General features: G+C 71.6%; 10 protein-coding genes. 4 read left to right on the top strand and 6 right to left on the bottom strand.

All coding sequences use genetic code 11. The annotated features are described in order from the left end of the window. The first annotated feature begins 25 nt into the window (after nt 1–25). Complete coding sequence (locus AB0M63_RS18825) at nt 26–1765, top strand: hypothetical protein (protein WP_366020141.1); 1740 nt, start codon at nt 26–28, stop codon at nt 1763–1765. 70 nt (nt 1766–1835) lie between these two features. Here AB0M63_RS18825 and AB0M63_RS18820 read toward each other — a convergent pair whose 3' ends face one another. The 6 genes from AB0M63_RS18820 to AB0M63_RS18795 form a co-directional block, all read right to left on the bottom strand. Further along, a complete protein-coding gene (locus tag AB0M63_RS18820; protein ID WP_355901808.1) occupies nt 1836–2477 on the bottom strand; it encodes a cutinase family protein in 642 nt (213 codons plus the stop codon). Between the two features lie 164 nt (nt 2478–2641). Beyond that, nucleotides 2642–3868, bottom strand: a complete 1227-nt coding sequence (locus AB0M63_RS18815) for a helix-turn-helix domain-containing protein (RefSeq protein ID WP_355901806.1) — start codon at nt 3866–3868, stop codon at nt 2642–2644. A 122-nt stretch (nt 3869–3990) separates the two neighbouring features. Next, nucleotides 3991–4980 carry an alpha/beta hydrolase family protein gene (locus tag AB0M63_RS18810; protein ID WP_355901804.1) on the bottom strand — a complete coding sequence of 330 codons (990 nt, stop codon included), beginning with the start codon at nt 4978–4980 and terminating at the stop codon, nt 3991–3993. 9 nt (nt 4981–4989) lie between these two features. Beyond that, nucleotides 4990–8928 (bottom strand): acyltransferase domain-containing protein, encoded by a 3939-nt coding sequence (locus AB0M63_RS18805; RefSeq protein ID WP_355901802.1) that lies wholly within the window; start codon nt 8926–8928, stop codon nt 4990–4992. Continuing rightward, complete coding sequence (locus tag AB0M63_RS18800; RefSeq protein ID WP_355901800.1) at nt 8925–10667, bottom strand: fatty acyl-AMP ligase; 1743 nt, start codon at nt 10665–10667, stop codon at nt 8925–8927. Before AB0M63_RS18800 ends, AB0M63_RS18805 begins: the two co-directional genes overlap by 4 nt. Before the next feature lie 79 nt (nt 10668–10746). Further along, on the bottom strand, nt 10747–12282 hold the full coding sequence (locus AB0M63_RS18795; RefSeq protein ID WP_355901862.1) for an acyl-CoA carboxylase subunit beta: 1536 nt from the start codon (nt 12280–12282) through the stop codon (nt 10747–10749). A 251-nt stretch (nt 12283–12533) separates the two neighbouring features. Between AB0M63_RS18795 and AB0M63_RS18790 the strand changes: the two genes are divergently transcribed. The 3 genes from AB0M63_RS18790 to AB0M63_RS18780 all read left to right on the top strand — a co-directional run bounded on the left by AB0M63_RS18790 (nt 12534) and on the right by AB0M63_RS18780 (nt 17052). Continuing rightward, nucleotides 12534–14168 (top strand): glycosyl hydrolase family 28 protein, encoded by a 1635-nt coding sequence (locus AB0M63_RS18790; protein ID WP_355901798.1) that lies wholly within the window; start codon nt 12534–12536, stop codon nt 14166–14168. Between the two features lie 86 nt (nt 14169–14254). Beyond that, on the top strand, nt 14255–15286 hold the full coding sequence (locus AB0M63_RS18785; RefSeq protein ID WP_355901796.1) for a LacI family DNA-binding transcriptional regulator: 1032 nt from the start codon (nt 14255–14257) through the stop codon (nt 15284–15286). Nucleotides 15287–15438: 152 nt separating this feature from the next. Beyond that, a complete protein-coding gene (locus AB0M63_RS18780; protein ID WP_355901794.1) occupies nt 15439–17052 on the top strand; it encodes an alpha-galactosidase in 1614 nt (537 codons plus the stop codon). The last annotated feature ends 11 nt before the right edge of the window (nt 17053–17063 follow it).

Genomic DNA, 17063 nt, shown 5'->3' with positions numbered 1-17063 from the left:
GCCCCGACCGCCCTACGGTCCGGCCATGAAGACGAGTCGCAGCACAGGACGGACCACAGGACGGACAAGGACATGGCGCGGTGCCGCGCTCGCGGCGCTGCTGACCGCGGGCGCGCTCACCGCCGCCGCCCCACAGGCACAGGGCGAGAGCGCGCGCAGCGAGACCCCGGTGGCGTCGACGCACCCCGCCGACGGCGTGGTCGAGTCGCTGGTGCGGGTGAAGGTGCCGCTGCCGCAGTCGTTCGGCGCCCGCCCGGCGGCGTGCGACTGGCTGTCGTACCTCCGCTACCGCTCCGCCGACGGGCCGGGCGCCTCGGCCGACGCCGACCGGATCCTGGTGGCGCAGCCCGGCATCCTGGAGGGGGCCGGCGCGTTCGACAGCGTCGCCCGCGACACGGTCGCCCAGGCCGCCACGCAGGGACGGCACATCGAGTTCTGGGCCCTGGACCGGCGCTCCAACTGCCTTGAGGATCCGACCGGTATCGCCTCCGGCGACCAGCACACGGCCGTCGACTACTACTACCGGGGCAAGGCCGTCGGCGGCCGGACCTTCGCCGGGTTCGTCGGCAACGACCAGCTCGGCTGGATGGCGAAGCTCGGCATCGAGCAGACCGTACGGGACGAATACGACCTCCTCGTCGCCGAGTTGCCCGACCAGGGGCTGCGCAAGCGCAAGCTGCTGTGCGGCGGACACTCGCTCGGCGGCGTCATCACCGGGTACTTCGCGGCGGCCGACTTCGACGGCAACCCGGCCACCACCGCGGATGCCGGGCAGAACCAGTGCGCCGGGTACTTCGCCCTCGACACGACGATCTCCACCTCGCTCGCGGACCTCAGCGGCAGCATCCCGGACGACACCAACCTGCCCGACATCGGGCTCGGTTACGGCGTCGTGCAGGCCGGCCTCGACAGTGGAGTGCTGCCGCGCTCGCTGTCCGCGCCGGTGCTGCTCAACCCCGAGACCATGACCCTGCTCGCCATCGCCGGCCTGGGGGCCGTGAAGGACCCGGACGGTGAGGCGGACCTGCCCGCCTATCTCCCCTCCAACGTCAACATCGAGGCCACCAACCGCTTCCTGTTCTCCAAGGACACCGCCACGTTCCTCACCGGCTCGCCCGCGGTGAAGGACTTCCGGCTCACGAACGACGCGGTGCTCGGCGCGCTGATGGACGACAACTCCGTGCCGCTGGCCTTCCTGCAGAGCAGTGTCGGCTTCTTCGACGGCGGGCCGATCACCGACAAGAACTTCCCGGCAGCCAACGGGAGTTCGGATCAGCCGCAGCTCTTCGGTGTCGAGTACAAAGCGATTCCCGCACAGCCCCACGGCCCGCTCTACACCTGGCGGAACTACGACCGGGTGGGCGACGCCGACGACCCCGGGTACCGGTCGGCCGACGGCACCCCGTTCACCAACGCCTCCAAGGAGGTCACCGACATCCACGAGCTGGCCCGCAGCATGGGGGAACAGCCGCTGGACTTCACCGAGCAGTACTTCCCGACCAAGCTGGTCACCGACATCGAGCTGGCCACCTCCCCGCAGGTGAAGCAACTCGTCGTCCACCCGGAGGGGTTGACGGCCAACCCGACGCTCACCGTGCTCGCGGGCGACGGACTGCTCGCCGGCCACATCCCCGCCGACCTGCACCCCGTGATCGCCCCCGGCTACCAGCACCTCGACGTCCTGACCGCCGCCCCCGTCCAGAACGACGGCCGGCCCGAGACCGTCTCCACCAGCCTCGCGGGATTCGCCGCAGCACCCAAGTAACCCTTTGCGTAAGCCGGTAGGGCCCGGGAGGATCAACTCCCGGGCCCTACCGCGCTGGTGCTGCTATGGCTCAGACCTTGCCCGCGGCGAAGGTGGCCGCCGCGTCGGCGTCGGAGGTGTAGCCGAGGTGTGCCAGGACGTCGGTCCCGCCGTTCTGGCAGATGGGGTCACCGTTGGCGCAGAAGTCGATGGTGCGGCTCTGGTAGGTGCCGGTGACGCTCTTGCCGAGGGCCCGGATCGGGTTGCCGAACAGCAGCACCGCGGCGACCCGGGGCGCGAGCGCGTCGGGGATGGTCGCCACGATCGGGCTGCCGACCACCGCGCCGTCGCTGCTGATCCCGATGGAGTTGTCGACGACGTTCGCGCCCTGCGAATAGCCGACGAGAATGAAACGCTGATTCGGGCAGGCGGCCGCCTGCGCGTTCACGTGGTTCACCACGTCGGCGTTCCCTGTCGCGGCGGACGTCAGGGAAAGGTCGGCGGGATAGTTCACCGCGTAGCTGGAGAGGCTCTTTCCGGTGATTTTCTTCTGGAGTGCGGAGAACACCGGGTCGCCGACGATCAGACCGAGCGTGCCAGGCTCGAAGGTGCCGCGAGCCGCCACGACGTCGAGATCCGAGCAGGTGGCGGCCGACGCGGCGGGTGCGGAGAGGGTGGCGAGCCCGGCCCCGCCCGCCAAGGAGAGCGCGGCGAGACATAAGCGAATACGCATGGGAATCCTTTGAGGGTGGGGCGCATGTGAAGCGCCTGTGGAAAGGACATCCCGAAGGTATTCGCGTTGTTCTACCGAGTGTTATGGACGGGAATTCAGAAACCGTCCCTGTTTTTGTCGGCTCGTGAGTCGCGGTCGTCAGTCGCGATCGTGAGTCGTGGTCGTCAGTCGTGGTCGCTCTCGCGCGACGCCGCCGAGCGCAGGGCGAGAATCAGGTCCAGACGGGTGCCGGGGTCGTGGAGTGAGTCCCCGAAGAGCTTCTCCAGCTGACGCAGGCGATAGCGGACCGTCTGGGGGTGGATGTGGAGCAGGGCCGCGACATCGGGCACGTTGCTGCCGCTGAGCAGCCACGCGAGCAACGTCTCGGCCAGGCGCGGGCGTTGGCCCTCCGATGCGGCCTCCAGCGGGGCGAGGACCCGGGCCTCCAACTGGGCGAGCAGCGGCTCGTCGCCGTACAGCAGCAGCGTCGACAGATGGTCGGCGCACAGCACCACCCCCTGCCGGGGCAGCACCCCGCGCCCCATCAGGCCCAGCGCCCGGGTCGCCCACCGCAACGACCGCGCGGCCTCGGTGACCGGGACCGTAGGACCGATCGCCACTGGACGGCCGCCCAGGCCGAGGACGAAGGAACGGCCACCGAACCGGCCGTAGCCCTCGGGATCCGGCACCAGCACGCGCGGCGGCCGCGACGCCATGTCGGCCAGCGCGCCCGGCAGGGCGGGCGCCCGGTCCTCCGTGCGAGGGTCGGCGGGACCCGCCAGCGCGACGACCGCGACCCGCGAGGGCACCCGCCACCGGGCACCGTGCGCGAGGTCCTGTACCGCCTCCAGGGACACCGGTCCCTCGCCGAGCAGCAGATCGAGGAGCCGCCGGCGCCGCCGCTCCACCTCGTCCGTGCTGCGGGACTGCGCCTCCGCGTACCCTGCCGCCGCCGCCTCCGCGACCTCGTGCACGGTCCGGAACGCCAGCTCTCCCAGCGTGGCCACGACCGCCGAATCCAGGCCGAGTTCCTCCGCCGTCCGGCCCATCAGCCGCCAGGCGTGCAACCCGCCCACCCGTAACGCGGACTGCAGCGCGTCCAGGCTGCGGCCTTTCAGCGCCTCGCCGCGCCCGAGTTCCTGGTAGTACGTCGCCGCCATCGCGGCACTCTGGCCGTGCGGGTCCGCGATGTGGTCGACGAACAGCGTGAGCGCCTGCACCACCCCGGCCCTGAGATTGTCGCGCTCGGTCTCGTCGGCCAGCCGCGCGTACTCGGGGACCTCACTGCGGACCACCTCCTCCACCTCGTCGGAGACGGCGGCGAGTTGGGCGCGCAGCAGCTCGGCGAGCTCGGGCGGAACCAGAGCGGTCCCGGGCTCGGTGGGTACTCCGCGCGGGGTGGGGACAGCCACGACGGACACTCCTTTCCCCCGGAGGCGGCTCGCCCACAGGCTGTTGCCCGTGGGACGAGGGGGACGTCCTGTGTTGGACGGTCGTCCCCTGCGCTCCGTTCCGTGCCCCGGCTGCACCGACATCACTCCGGTAGCCCCAGCGCACCGGCGAGCATCGGCCACGAGGCGGTGAACTCCCCTTTCCAGTAGGCCCAACTGTGTCCGCCGCCCGAGTAGAAGTGCGTGGTGACCGGAATGCCGAGCAGCGCGAGAACGCCCGTGAAACTGTGCGCGGAGGGCCACAGCAGACTCTCCAGCGCCTCCGGCAGCCAGTCGCCCGAACCTCCTGCCACCCCACTGCCGTTGGACACGTACAGCGGCGTCCCGCGCAGCCCCCCGGCCTGGGCCCGCGGATTGAACGCCCGCCAAGTCAGCGCGTCCAGCAGGGGGTTGCCCCAGAGGGACGTCGTCACCAGGCTCTCCCGGGCCACGATGGCGTCCACCAGCGAGGGCACACCGGGGGCCGTGGTGTCGAGGATGCCGCTGTAGGACGCGGCGGCGGTGAACGCGCCCGGGTGGCGGGCCGCGTGCGCCATCGCGCCGTAGCCCCCGGTGGACACCCCGGCGACGGCCCGTACACCGGACGCCCGGTAGTCGCGGGCGAGCAGCGCCGGGACCTCCTGGAGCTGGAAGGTCTCGTAGTCGGGGCCGGAGCGCCAGGCGCTGGGGATGCCGGTGGGTCCCGCGTCCGGCATCGCCACGATCAGGTCGCGGCCCTCGGTGAAGGCCTCGATGTCCGTCTCCCGGGTCCAGGACGTGTAGTCGTCGTGCGCGCCGTGCAGCAGATACAGCACGGGGTACGTCCGGCTCGGCTGCGCGGCGAAGTCCGACGGCAGGATCAGCCGCACCGGCGCGCTGCGGCCCAGAGCGGGGGAGGACACGGACACGTCGAAGGTGCGCGCCGAGATCTGGGTCGCGGCCCGCGCGTGGCCGGTGGAGACCGTGGCACCGAACAGGACGGCCAGCCCCGTGGCCGCCGCCGCTCTGGCGACGGTACGGCGGGACACGGCGGCGGGAGGGTACTGCGGCTCGGCGGTGCTGGGGGACGTTCCGGCAGGGTGGTGGCAGGGCATGGCGGCTCCTCAGTCCGGTCCGGCGGGACCGCCCGGTGAGGCGAGCACCCGCCGCAGATGGGCGGCGATCTCGTCGACGTACGGAGGGTCGAGCAGTGAGAGGTGGTGCCCCGCCACCGGTACGACCGTCAGCCGGGGGCACACCTCGTCCCAGCCGAGCGCGTCGTCGTCGCGTTCGTACGCCGGGTCACGCACGGTGTGCGGTGCCGGTTCGGTGGCCCGGTACAGGACCACCCGGCCCTCGTACCGGCCCGGCTGGTGTGCCTCGCCGATCCTCAGGTCCAGATAGGAGGCACGCTGGTGCTCCAGCGCGGCGGGCGGCACCCGCACGGCCTCGCGCAAGGCGCCCAGCACGAGGTCGATGCGCTCGTGGTCGTCGTCCAGCGCCACGAGATCGTCGTAGGGCAGGGGAAGTTGGACGCCGTAGGTGTCGGCGATGTGCCGGGCGAAGCCCATGAGGTGGGTGCGGACGCGATCCGGGTGGGGGAGGGGGCGTACGGAGTCGATGAGCGCGACGAGTTCGACATCCCGGCCGGACGCGGTGAGCTGTCGTGCCGTCTCCTGGGCGACGAACCCGCCGAAGGACCAACCGCCCAGCAGATACGGCCCGTCGGGGTGAGCGGCGGTGATCGCCTCGGCGTAACGGCGGGCCTTCTCGGACACGGTACGGGCGTCCTCGATCCGGTCAAGTCCGTGCACCGGCCTGTCCTCACCCAGGTTCCCGGCGAGTGCGCGGTAGACGTCGGAGGATCCGCCGGCGGCGTGGAAGAGGAAGAGCGGAGGCTGTGTGCCGCCCGCGTGCAGGAGGCGTGGCGTGGTGGTCAACCGGCTCACGCGGTCGGCCAGTTCGGCGACCGTGGTGGCGTCGAACAGCTCGCGCAGATGCAGTTCGACGCCGAAGTCGCGTTCCAGGGCAGTACGGATGCGGACCGCCATGAGGGAGTCCAGGCCGAGGTCGGCCAGTGCCGTGGCGGGGGTGATCCGGGCCGCGGGATGACCGGTCACGGTGGCGATGTGCCGGCTGAGGCGGGCGGTCACCGCGTCTCCCGCGTCCGGCGCCGGCTCCGCCCACTCGCGTGCGGCCGTCGTCGCGGCCGGAGTTCGCCCGTCGGTCCACCAGTGCCGGACGTGCCGCCAGCGCGGGACCGGGAGATCGATGACCCGGCCGGACGGCAGCGGCAGGTCCAGCCCCGCCGCGTACAGAGCCCCCAACTCCCCTAGGAACGCGGCCGATCCGGCGGCGTCGCGGCGCAGTGTGCCGACGGTGAGTGCGCCGGCCACGGTGTCCGCGACGGACCGGGCCAGGACCGGATGCGGCGAGATCTCCACAAAGGCGGTGTGGCCGTCGGCCGCCGCAGCGGCGAGGGCCCGGTCCAGACGCACCGGCCGCCGCAGGTTGGCGGCCCAGTGCTCGGCGTCGAACTCGCCTACTCCGCGCGGGTCGTCGAGGACGGTGGAGTAGACCGGGATGCGCGGAGCCCGGCCCCGCACGTCCGCGAGCGCCTCGGTGAGTTCCGGCAGCAGCGGGTCCACCTGCGCCGAGTGCCCGGCGCCGACGACCCGCATGGCCCGGGCGGCCCGCCCCCGCTCCTCGAAGCGGCGCACCAGCCGGGCCACGGCCATCTCGTCACCGGTGACGACCTTCTGCCGGGGCGAGGAGTGGACGGCGACCTGAACCCCCGGGAAGTCCCGCTCCAGGGTGGGCAGTTCGCCGTCCTCCAGGTCGACGACAGCCATCGCGCCACCCTGCAACCGCCCGAGCAGCCGCGCCCGTACGGCGACGACCCGGGCCGCGTCCGCCACGTCCAGCGCGCCCGCGCAGACGGCGGCGGCCACCTCACCCAGGGAGTGACCGATCACGGCGACCGGCTCGACGCCGTAGGACCGCCAGAGCTCGGCGAGTGCCAACTGGACGCCGAACAGGACGGGTTGCGAGACGTCGAGACGGTCGAGATCCCCGGCGGAGGTCAGGTGCTCGTGCAGGGAGAAGCCGAACGAGTCGGCCAGCCGTGCGTCGAGCTTCTCCACGGCGGCGGCGAAGGCCGGTTCCTCCAGGAGGAGTTGACGCCCCATGCCGGCCCACTGGCTGCCGTACCCGGAGAACACCCAGACCGGGCCGCGTCCCACAAGATCGCGGTCGCCGGTCAGCACGCGCGTGTCCGGCCCGCCCTGCCCCAACACGCCCAGCGCATCGGCCAGTTCACCGACGTCGTGGGCGACGACGGCCGCGCGCACGGGCCCGCGTCCGGCCCGTCCGGCGAGCGTGCGGGCCACATCGGCGGGGCGGGCGGTGCTGCCTTCGGGGGTGCGGAGCCATGCGGCGAGGCGGGAAGCCGTGTCGCGGACGCGCTCGGTGTCGACGTCGGAGAGGAGATGGAGGTGGGCGACGGGTTCGTCGACCGGGACGACGGCGGGGCGCCATTCCTCCAGTACGGCATGGGCGTTGGTGCCGCCGAACCCGAAGCCCGAGACACCGGCGGTGGCCGTGCCGCCGTAGCGGGGCCATGGTTCGGGCTCGGTGACCACGCGCAGCCGTTGGTCCGCGAGGGTGCCGCCGTGCAGCGACGGCGGGACGAGGTCGTGGTGGAGGGCGAGGACCGTCTTCACCAGGCCGGCGAGACCGGCCGCGGACTCCAGATGGCCGAGGTTCCCCTTCACCGAGCCGAGCAGCAACGGCTGTTCGGGGTCACGGCCCGCGCCCAGCACCGCGCCGAGCGCGCCCGCCTCGATCGGGTCACCGAGCGGGGTGCCGGTGCCGTGCGCCTCCACGTGGTCGATGTGCGCGGGGGAGAGCCCGGCCCGCGCGTACGCGGTGGTCAACAGGGCTTGCTGCGCCACCGGGTTGGGGGCGAGCAGGCCGTTGGAACGGCCGTCGGAGTTGACGGCGGTCGCGCGGACGACCGCGAGGACCCGGTCGCCGTCCCGCTCCGCGTCGGACAGCCGCTTCAGCAGCACCGCCGCGCAGCCCTCGCCGCGGCCGATGCCGTCGGCCGCCGTGGCGAAGGGTTTGCAGCGGCCGTCCGGCGCGAGCGCCCCCGCGCGTGCGAAGGCGACGCCGACGACGGGCGAGAGCAGGATGTTGACCCCGGCGGCGATCGCGGTGTCGGTCTCGCCGTCGCGCAGACTGACGCAGGCCTGGTGCAGGGCGACCAGGGAGGACGAACAGGCCGTGTCCACCGCCATGGTGGGGCCGCGGGTGTCCAGGACGTACGCCAGCCGGCCCGCCGTCACGCTGAGGGCAGCGCCGGCCGGGGCCCAGGGGTCGACGGCGTGCGCGTCGGCGCCGGTGAGCTGTCCGTACTCCGGGGCCGAGACGCCGACGTAGATGCCGGTGGCCGTGCCCGCGAGGGCGGCGGCGGGAACGGCCGCGTGGTCGAGGGTCTCCCGGACGACCTCCAGGAGGACGCGTTGCTGGGGGTCCATCACCGCGGCCTCGCGCGGGGTGATGCGGAAGAAGTCGGCGTCGAACCCGGCGATGTCGTCCAAGTAGCCGCCGTACAAAGGAGTTTCAGGAGGTGGGAACGCCGTGAAGTCCCCCCATCTGTTCTCGGGGACGCGGCCGATCGCGTCGACGCCGTCGATGAGCAGCCGCCAGTAGTCGGCCGGACCGCGCACCCCGCCCGGCAGCCGGCAGCCGACCCCGATGACCGCGACGGGCTCGCCGGGAGCCACCGGAGTGGGGTCCTGCCGAGCGGCACGCGTGGTCGTACCGCACACGTGCTCCACCAGCGCGTCCACGGTCGGCGCCTCCCAGAGCAGGGTCGCCGGCCACTCGTGCCCGGTCAGCAGCGACAACTCGCCCGCCAGCACGACCGCGTCCCGCGAGGACATGCCGAGGTCGGCCAGCGGCCGGTCCATGGGGAGGTCGGCGACCGGGGTGCCCTGCCACCCGGCGACCCGTTCCGCGATCCGGCGGCGCAGCAGCGCTCTCTCGTCGGCGGCCGTCATACCGCGCTCTCCGCCGCGTAGGCGCCCTCCAGATAGCGGGCGCGGGTCAGCGCCCGCGAGACCTTTCCGCTGGAGGTGCGGGGCACGGCGCCCGGCGCGACCAGGACGACGTCGGCCAGGCGCAGTCCGTGCCGGGCGGAGACGGCCGCGCGCACGGCCCGGGTCAAGGCCGGTACGTCGATGTCGGGCAGGCGGACGGTCCGCGCGTGCTCGGCCACGACCACCACCCGCTCACCCGCGCCGCCCGGCACCCCGAACGCCGCGAGCCGGTCCCGCCGTACGGCCTCGTGCGCGTCCTGCGCGGTGGCCTCCACGTCCTGCGGGTAGTGGTTGCGGCCGTCGACGACGATGAGGTCCTTGAGCCGCCCGGTGACGATCAACTGCCCGTCCAGGACGGTCCCGAGGTCGCCGGTGCGCAGCCAGTCGCCCGGCGCCTCCTCGCCGAGCGAGGCACGGAACACGCGCCGGGTCTGCGCCAGGTTGTTCCAGTAGCCGCGCCCCGTGTTCGGACCCTGCACCCAGATCTCCCCGACCTCGCCCTCGGCCAGCACGGCGCGGCCGACCGGATCGACGATCCGCACCCGCTGCCCCACCGGTGTCCCGCACCCCGCAAGGAGCACGGCCCGGGGGTCCTCGGGCCGCGCGGGCAGCGCCTTCCCGGCGGCCAGCGCGTCCCGGTCGAGGGCGAACCGGCCCAGCGGCCGGCCGGGTCGGGCGGCACTGACGAACACGGTCGCCTCGGCGAGCCCGTACGACGGACAGTGGACCTCCGTCGCCAAGCCCTGCGCGGCGAACGCGGCGTGGAACCGGTCGACGGTGCCGGGCCGGACGGGCTCGCTGCCGTTGATCAGCGCCGCGATCCCGTCCAGCCGCAGCCCCTCTTTCTGCGCCCCGGTGACGGCGGAGGCGCAGTAGTCGTAGGCGAAGTTGGGCGCGGCGCTCAGCGCGCGCGGATGCGCGGCCAACAGCCTTAGCCAGCGCGCCGGTTCGTGCAGGAACGCGGTCGGGTCCATGAGGACCGACAGCAGCCCCCGGACGACGGGGGCCGCGACGCTCAGCACCAACCCCATGTCGTGGTACAGCGGCAACCAGCCCACACAGGTCACCTGGTGCGCGTCGGCGCCGTAGGCGGCGAGCGCCTGGCGGGCGTTGGCGACGACATTGGCGTGGGTGATCTCCACGCCCGCCGGAGCCCGGGTGGACCCGGACGTGTACTGGAGGTAGGCCGTCGCGGCCGAATCGGGCTCAGGCGCCTGCCAGTTGAGGCCGGCCGAGTCCGGAACGCGGTCCGCCGCGAGGACCGGCACCCGCGCCCGCTCGCAGAAGTCGGTCACCTCCGCGAGGGCGCGTCCGGTGGTCATCACGACCGAGGGGCGCGCATCGGCCAGCACCCCGACGAGCCGGTCGCCGTGCCCCGGCAGACCGGGCGGATACAGCGGTACGGCGACCATGCCGGCGGTCAGCGCGGCCAGGAAACCGGTGATGTAGTCCGTCCCCTGCGGGCACAACAGGGCGACTCGTGCACCGGGTTCGGCCTGCTGCGTGAGCCGGGCGGCCAGCGCTCGCACGCGCACGTCCAGGCGCTGCCAGGTCAGAGTGCGGTGCACACCGCGGGAGTCGGGGGCGGGGTGGTCGACGAACGTGAACGCCCGGCGGTCCGGGGCGGTTTCGGCCCAGTGCCGCACGTACTCGGGCAGAGTCCGGTACGCGGGCGCGAGCGGGGGGCGGCGGCTGTCCATCGGCGTGGCTCCTCACATCGCGGTACATCGCGGTGTCGGCTGACGAGGGCGAACAGGGCGAAGAGAGTCAACAGGGCGGTCAGAGCGGGATGTTGCCGTGCCGTCGCTCCGGCATCGGGGCCCGCTTGCCGCGCAGCGCGCGCAGGGCACGGGCGACATGGACGCGGGTGTCGCGCGGGGCGATCACGTCGTCGACGTACCCGCGTTCGGCGGCCGGGTACGGCGTCCCGTGCGTGCTCTCGTACGTGGCGACCAGGTCGGCCCGCAACGCCTCGGGGTCGTCCGCCGCGGCGAGTTCGCGCCGGTGCAGCACACCCACGGCGCCCTCCGCTCCCATCACGGCGATACGGGCCGTGGGCCAGGCGAGGTTGAGGTCGGCGCCGAGGTGCTTGGAGCCCATCACCGCGTACCCGCCGCCGTACGCCTTGCGCACGACGACGGTGACCTTCGGGACGGTCGCCTCGGCGTACGCGTACAGGAGTTTGGCGCCGCGCCGGATGATGCCGCCCCGCTCCTGGCGGACGCCGGAGAGATAGCCGGGGACGTCGGCGAAGGTCAGCAGCGGGATGCCGAACGCGTCGCAGAACCGTACGAACCGCGCGGCCTTCTCGGAGGCGTCGATGTCCAGGACACCGGCCGAGTGCAGCGGCTGGTTGGCGACGACCCCGACGCTGGCGCCCTCGACCCGGGCCAGCGCGCAGATGATGTTCGGCGCGAACAGCTCCTGGACGTGCAGGAGTTCACCGTCGTCGACGACGGCGCGCAGGATGTCCCGCATGTCGTAGGCCTGGCCGAGCCGGTCCGGCACGATCTCGTCCAGCGGGGTGCCGTCGGCGACGGCACCGGGCGCGTACTCGGGCGGCCGGTCCAGGTTGTTGGCGGGAAGATACGACAGCAGGTCGCGTACGGTGTCGAGCGCGTCCTCCTCGTCGGCGGCGAGGAAGTGGGCGTTCCCGTTCACGGAGTTGCTGGTGCGGGCGCCGCCCAGGTCTTCGGCGGTGGTGCGCTCGCCGGTGACCGCCTCGATGACGTCGGGACCGGTGACGAACATGTGCGAGGCGCCGTCCACCATCACGGTGAAGTCGGTGATCGCGGGGGAGTAGGCGGCCCCGCCCGCACACGGACCCAGCACGACGGAGATCTGCGGGATCACCCCGGACGCCTTCACATTGCGGCGCACCAACTCGGCATACAGAGCGAGCGAGTTGACGCCCTCCTGGATGCGGGCGCCGCCCGAGTCGTTGAGGCCGACCACCGGGCACCCGGTCTTCAGGGCGAGTTCCATGAGGGCCACGGTCTTCTCGCCGAACGCCTCGCCCATGCTGCCGCCGAAGACCGTGGAGTCCTGCGCGAACACACAGACCGGGCGTCCGTCGACCGTGCCGTATCCGGTGACGACCCCGTCGCCGTAAGGGCGTCGGGCCCCGTCCCCGACGGCTCTGGCCCGTACGAACCCGCCCGTCTCCGCGAACGAGCCCGCGTCCAGCAGCCGTTCGATCCGCTCCCGTGCGCCGAGCGCCCCGCGTCTTCTGGGCGCGGCCGTGACCACCGCCCGTGCCCGACGGTGCTCCAGGTCGGCGATACGTCCGGCGGTGCGGTCCGCCGCGGGTGTCACTGCCGTCAGGGATGTCGTCGCCTCTAGCGTCACAGCCACCTCCGAAGTGGTTCTCGAATATGGCAGCGATTCGGGAGCGGACCGGGGGATCGCCGTTCTGTTTGCGGGAGTTGAGTCCCGGGCGACGGAGGTTCGTCCTGAGATGACAAGGGAGGGGCAAGGGATGGGCGCTATGGTGGTCCAGACCACTGACATCGTCATGTGCGGTGGAAACGTTGTCATACGGGAGGACGCACCGGATGGGATCACGATTGAGCACGAACGCTGTCGACAGAGGCGGCCGCCGCCTCAGGCGCGGCCTGGCCCTCGGGCTGACCGCACTCCTGCTCGGCCTCGCGGCACTGCTGGGAGTCCCGCACTCCGCGCAGGCCGCGGCCGGGACCGTGACGGCGTACCCGGTCCCGTCCATCTATCCGGCGTCCACCGACTACCGGTTGACCGTCAACGGAACGGCCGTACCCGTCACCAAGTACACCGGATACGACATCGCCCAACTCGCCCTGGGCACCGGCACGGCGACCATCTCCGTCACCAAGGTCAACAACACGGCCATCGGCGCCTACAGCATCAGCCCGCAGAAGCTCGGCATCACCGGGACCGTCAGCGGTCCCACCCTGACCTTCACCGTCCAGAACGACGAGTACCTCATCGTCAAGCTCGACGGCCGCCCCAACCTGGTCATCGCCGCCGACCCGGCCGAGACCGACCGCCCGGCGACCGGCGGCACCGGGATCTTCAACGTGCAGAGCGCGCCCTACTCGGCCCAGCCGAACACCGGCGCCTACACCACGACGGCCTTCCAGAACGCGCTCAACGACGCCGCCGCGTACGGCTCGGCGAACGGCACCCAGGGCATCGTGTACGTCCCGGCCGGCGTCTACACCCTGGGCAACCTCTACCTCCGCAGCAACCTCGCCCTCTATCTCGCACCGGGCGCGGTGCTCCGCTACACGGGGGACGCCGCCCACTATGTGGTGAACGGCCACAAGACCTCGCAGGGCCGCGACCTCACCTGGTTCATCTCCACCCGCTACTCGTCCTCGAACATCAAGATCTACGGCCGCGGCATCATCGACGGCAACGGCAAGGCCGCGCTCGCGCCCTCCAACCTCGGCGTGAACCTGCTCGCCCCGATCTACACGAGCGGCTTCACGGTCGACGGCATCACCTTCCGGGAGTCCAGCAGCTGGGCGGTCATCCCGCTGCGCTCCTCGGACCTGGCCTTCCGGAACATCAAGATCTTCAACAGATTCGACATGGGCGAGAACGACGGCATCGACGTCATGGAGTCCACGAACGTCACCGTCGACCACGCCATGGGCATCGGACTCGACGACCCGTTCAGCACCAAGACCTGGCCGGCCGGCGCCGACATCTACAAGACCGTCCCCGGCACCCCCCGGCCGCTCGACAACGTCACCTTCAACGACCTTGTCTCCTGGACCTATTGCTACGGCGTCAAGGTCGGCCAGGGCGTCTACGAGTCGCAGAACAAGGTCACCTTCCAGCATGTCGTCGTCTACGACGCGGCGGTCGGCATCGGCGTCCACCACAAGTACGGCACGGCGAGCGCGACGAACCTCAAGTTCGACGACATCGACATCGAACGGCTCAGCTTCAGCAACGACGGCAACCGGACCTGGCTCGCCATGATGACCGGCAACACGGCGGGCATCGGCCCGGTCACCGGCGTCACGATCTCCAACGTCCGGGTCCGCGACGCCGGTACGACCGCCGCGCGGATCAACGGCCTTCCCGGCGCGCCCATTTCGGGCGTCGCCCTGAGCCATATCGTGATGCCGGGTACCACGACCGGAGCGACCACCCTGACCCAGGCCGGCCTCACCAACCTCTCGGACTACGGCAGCCTCACGATCACACCCTGATCGCCGCCTACCGGCCGGGACCCGCAACCGTATCCTGGGGGCGGTCCCGGCCCCGGTACGCGACGGAAGGGTGGTCTACGACCCACGTGAGCAGTCGTTCCCCGCACCGCCAGAGCACCAGGCCCACGATGCGCGATGTCGCGGAGCGGGCGGGAGTCGCCGTCGTCACCGTCTCCCGTGTCGTCAACGGCAGCGGAACGGTCCGCGAGGAGACGGCCGAGCGGGTCAACGCGGCGATCAGCGCCATCGGTTACCAGCGCAACGAGATCGCGCGCTCACTGCGTCCCGGACAGAACTCGATGACCATCGGACTGCTGCTCGGCGACCTCACCAACCCGTTCTACGCCTCCCTGGCCAAAGCCGCCGTCGAAGTCGCCAACCAGGCAGGCTACGCAGTGCTGTTGAGCACGGCCGACGAGGACCCGGAGGTCGAACGCCGGGCCGTCGGCGAGCTCATCGGGCGCCGGGTCGCCGGGCTCATCATCGTCCCCGACCAGGGCGACCACGCCTTCCTCGACGAGATCAACGGCCACGACCACGTGCCCATCGTCTTCGTGGACCGGCCGGCCACCGGCGCCGAGGCCGATGTCGTCCTCGTCGACAACGAGGACGGCGGACACAAGGCCACCCGGCACCTCATCGACCAGGGCCACCGCCGAATCGCGATCCTCGTCGCCCCCTCGTACTACAGCACCGGCCGCCGCCTGCGCGGCTACCGCAAGGCACTGCGCCGCAGCGGTATCGAGGCCGACAAGGACCTCGTCGTCACCCTGCGCCGCGGCACCACCGAGGAGGCGACTGCCGCCACCCGCACCCTGCTCACCTCCGCGAACCCGCCCACCGCGGTCTTCGCCACCACGGGCTTCCTCACCGAGGGGGTGCTGCGGGCCTGCCGCGACCTCCAAGTCGCCGTCGCGGTCGTGGGGTTCGACGACTTCAAGCTCGCCGACATGCTCCCCACGCCGGTCACGGTGGTCACCTCCGACACCGAGGAACTCGGCCGCCGGGCCGCCCACATCCTGCTGGACCGCATCGACGGCGACGATTCCCCCGCCGGCCGCACCGTCCTCCCGGTCGAGCTGATCGCACGCGGGACCGGCGAGATCGCGCACCCGTGAGCCGTCAACGGCTGGGACAGCGCCGGTAGTTCACTCCACGACGTCATGGTCCGGACCATTGACGGCGGCGCTCGGCTGGTGGACTCTTCTCGATGGATACGTTTCCAATGGTGAGTCGTCCGGCCCCACACGGCGAAGCAGGAGACCTCGACATGACCGTCCCGTCCCCCTTCAAGAGACGTCTGAGCGCAGCCCTTTCGATGGTGCTGCTGCTGGCCCTCGTCCCGGCCCTGCTGGTGCTGCGCGCCGCACCGCCGGCGCAGGCCCTCGACAACGGCCTGGCCAAGACACCTCCGATGGGCTGGAACGACTGGAACGCCTTCGGCTGCAACGTCACGGAGCAACTCGTCGAGCAGACCGCCGACTACCTGGTTTCCTCCGGTCTCAAGGACGCCGGTTACCAGTACGTCAACATCGACGACTGCTGGATGACCTCGGCCCGCAACTCGGCGGGCCAACTGGTCCCGGACCCGGTCAAGTTCCCCGACGGCATCAGCGGCACCGCCGCCTACGTGCACGCCAAGGGCCTCAAGCTCGGCATCTACGAGAGCGCCGGCACCGCCACCTGCGCGGGCTACCCCGGCAGCCTGGGCCATGAGCAGACGGACGCCAACAGCTTCGCAGCCTGGGGTGTCGACTACCTCAAGTACGACAACTGCAACCACCAGAACGTGCCCGACCAGCAGCGCTACACCGCGATGCGCGACGCCCTCGCCAACACCGGCCGCCCGATCGTCTACAGCCTCTGCAACTGGGGCCTCGCCGACGTGTGGACCTGGGGCGCGGGCGTCGGCAACAGCTGGCGCACCACCGACGACATCAACGTCAACTTCTCCACCGTGGTGTCGATCTACAAGGCCAACGTCAAACTCGCCCCGTACGCCAAGCCGGGCGCCTGGAACGACCCCGACATGCTCGAAGTCGGCAACGGCATGTCCTTCACCGAGGACCGCTCCCACTTCAGCCTCTGGTCGGAGATGGCCGCACCCCTGATCGCCGGCACCGACCTGCGCAAGGCCTCGGCCGCCACCCTCTCCCTCTACGGCAACAAGGACGTCATCGCCGTGGACCAGGACTCCCTGGGCAAGCAGGGCACCGAGATCTCCAACTCGGGTGGTCTGCACGTCCTTTCCAAGCCCCTCGCCAACGGCGACGTGTCGGTGGTCCTCTTCAACGAGAACTCCTCCGCAGCCACCATCACCACCTCCGCGACGGCGGCCGGCCTCCCCTCGGCGTCCTCGTACCGGCTCAACAACCTCTGGTCGCACGTGATCAGCAGCACCACCGGCGCCATCTCGGCGAGCGTCCCCGGCCACGGCTCCGTGATGTACCGGGTCTCCGCCGGCAGCGGCACCAGCGTCGGCACCACCCACCCGCTCATCGGCGCCTCCTCCAACCGCTGCCTCGACGCCTACGACAACCAGACCACCCCCGGCACCAAGATCGAGATCTGGGACTGCGGCGGCGGCGCCAACCAGGCCGTGACCATCACGGCGGCGGGTGAACTCCGGCTCTACGGCGGCACCCAGTGCCTGGACGCCTACGACAACCAGACCGCCAACGGCACCAAGGTGGAGCTCTACACCTGTAGCGGCGGCGCCAACCAGAAGTGGAGCCTCAACCCCGACGGCACCATCACCGGCACCCAGTCGGGCCGCTGCCTCGACGTCACCGGCGGTGACCAGGCGGCCGGCAACGTCAACGGCGTGGCGCTGGAGCTCTGGTCCTGCAACGGCGGTGCCAATCAGCAGTGGCGCCTGGGCTGACCGTCCGCATC

It is taken from the genome of Streptomyces sp. NPDC051576 (genome assembly GCF_040681835.1).
GTDB lineage: Bacteria > Actinomycetota > Actinomycetes > Streptomycetales > Streptomycetaceae > Streptomyces.
This window is presented reverse-complemented; position numbering and strand designations above follow the sequence as displayed.

Excerpts from the sequence above, each read along its gene's own strand:
- AB0M63_RS18780 (WP_355901794.1), top strand. The coding sequence starts at position 15,439 with ATGACCGTCCCGTCCCCCTTCAAGAGACGTCTGAGCGCAGCCCTTTCG.
- AB0M63_RS18810 (WP_355901804.1), bottom strand. The coding sequence starts at position 4,980 with ATGCCCTGCCACCACCCTGCCGGAACGTCCCCCAGCACCGCCGAGCCG.
- AB0M63_RS18805 (WP_355901802.1), bottom strand. The coding sequence starts at position 8,928 with ATGACGGCCGCCGACGAGAGAGCGCTGCTGCGCCGCCGGATCGCGGAA.
- AB0M63_RS18800 (WP_355901800.1), bottom strand. The coding sequence starts at position 10,667 with ATGGACAGCCGCCGCCCCCCGCTCGCGCCCGCGTACCGGACTCTGCCC.
- AB0M63_RS18820 (WP_355901808.1), bottom strand. The coding sequence starts at position 2,477 with ATGCGTATTCGCTTATGTCTCGCCGCGCTCTCCTTGGCGGGCGGGGCC.
- AB0M63_RS18825 (WP_366020141.1), top strand. The coding sequence starts at position 26 with ATGAAGACGAGTCGCAGCACAGGACGGACCACAGGACGGACAAGGACA.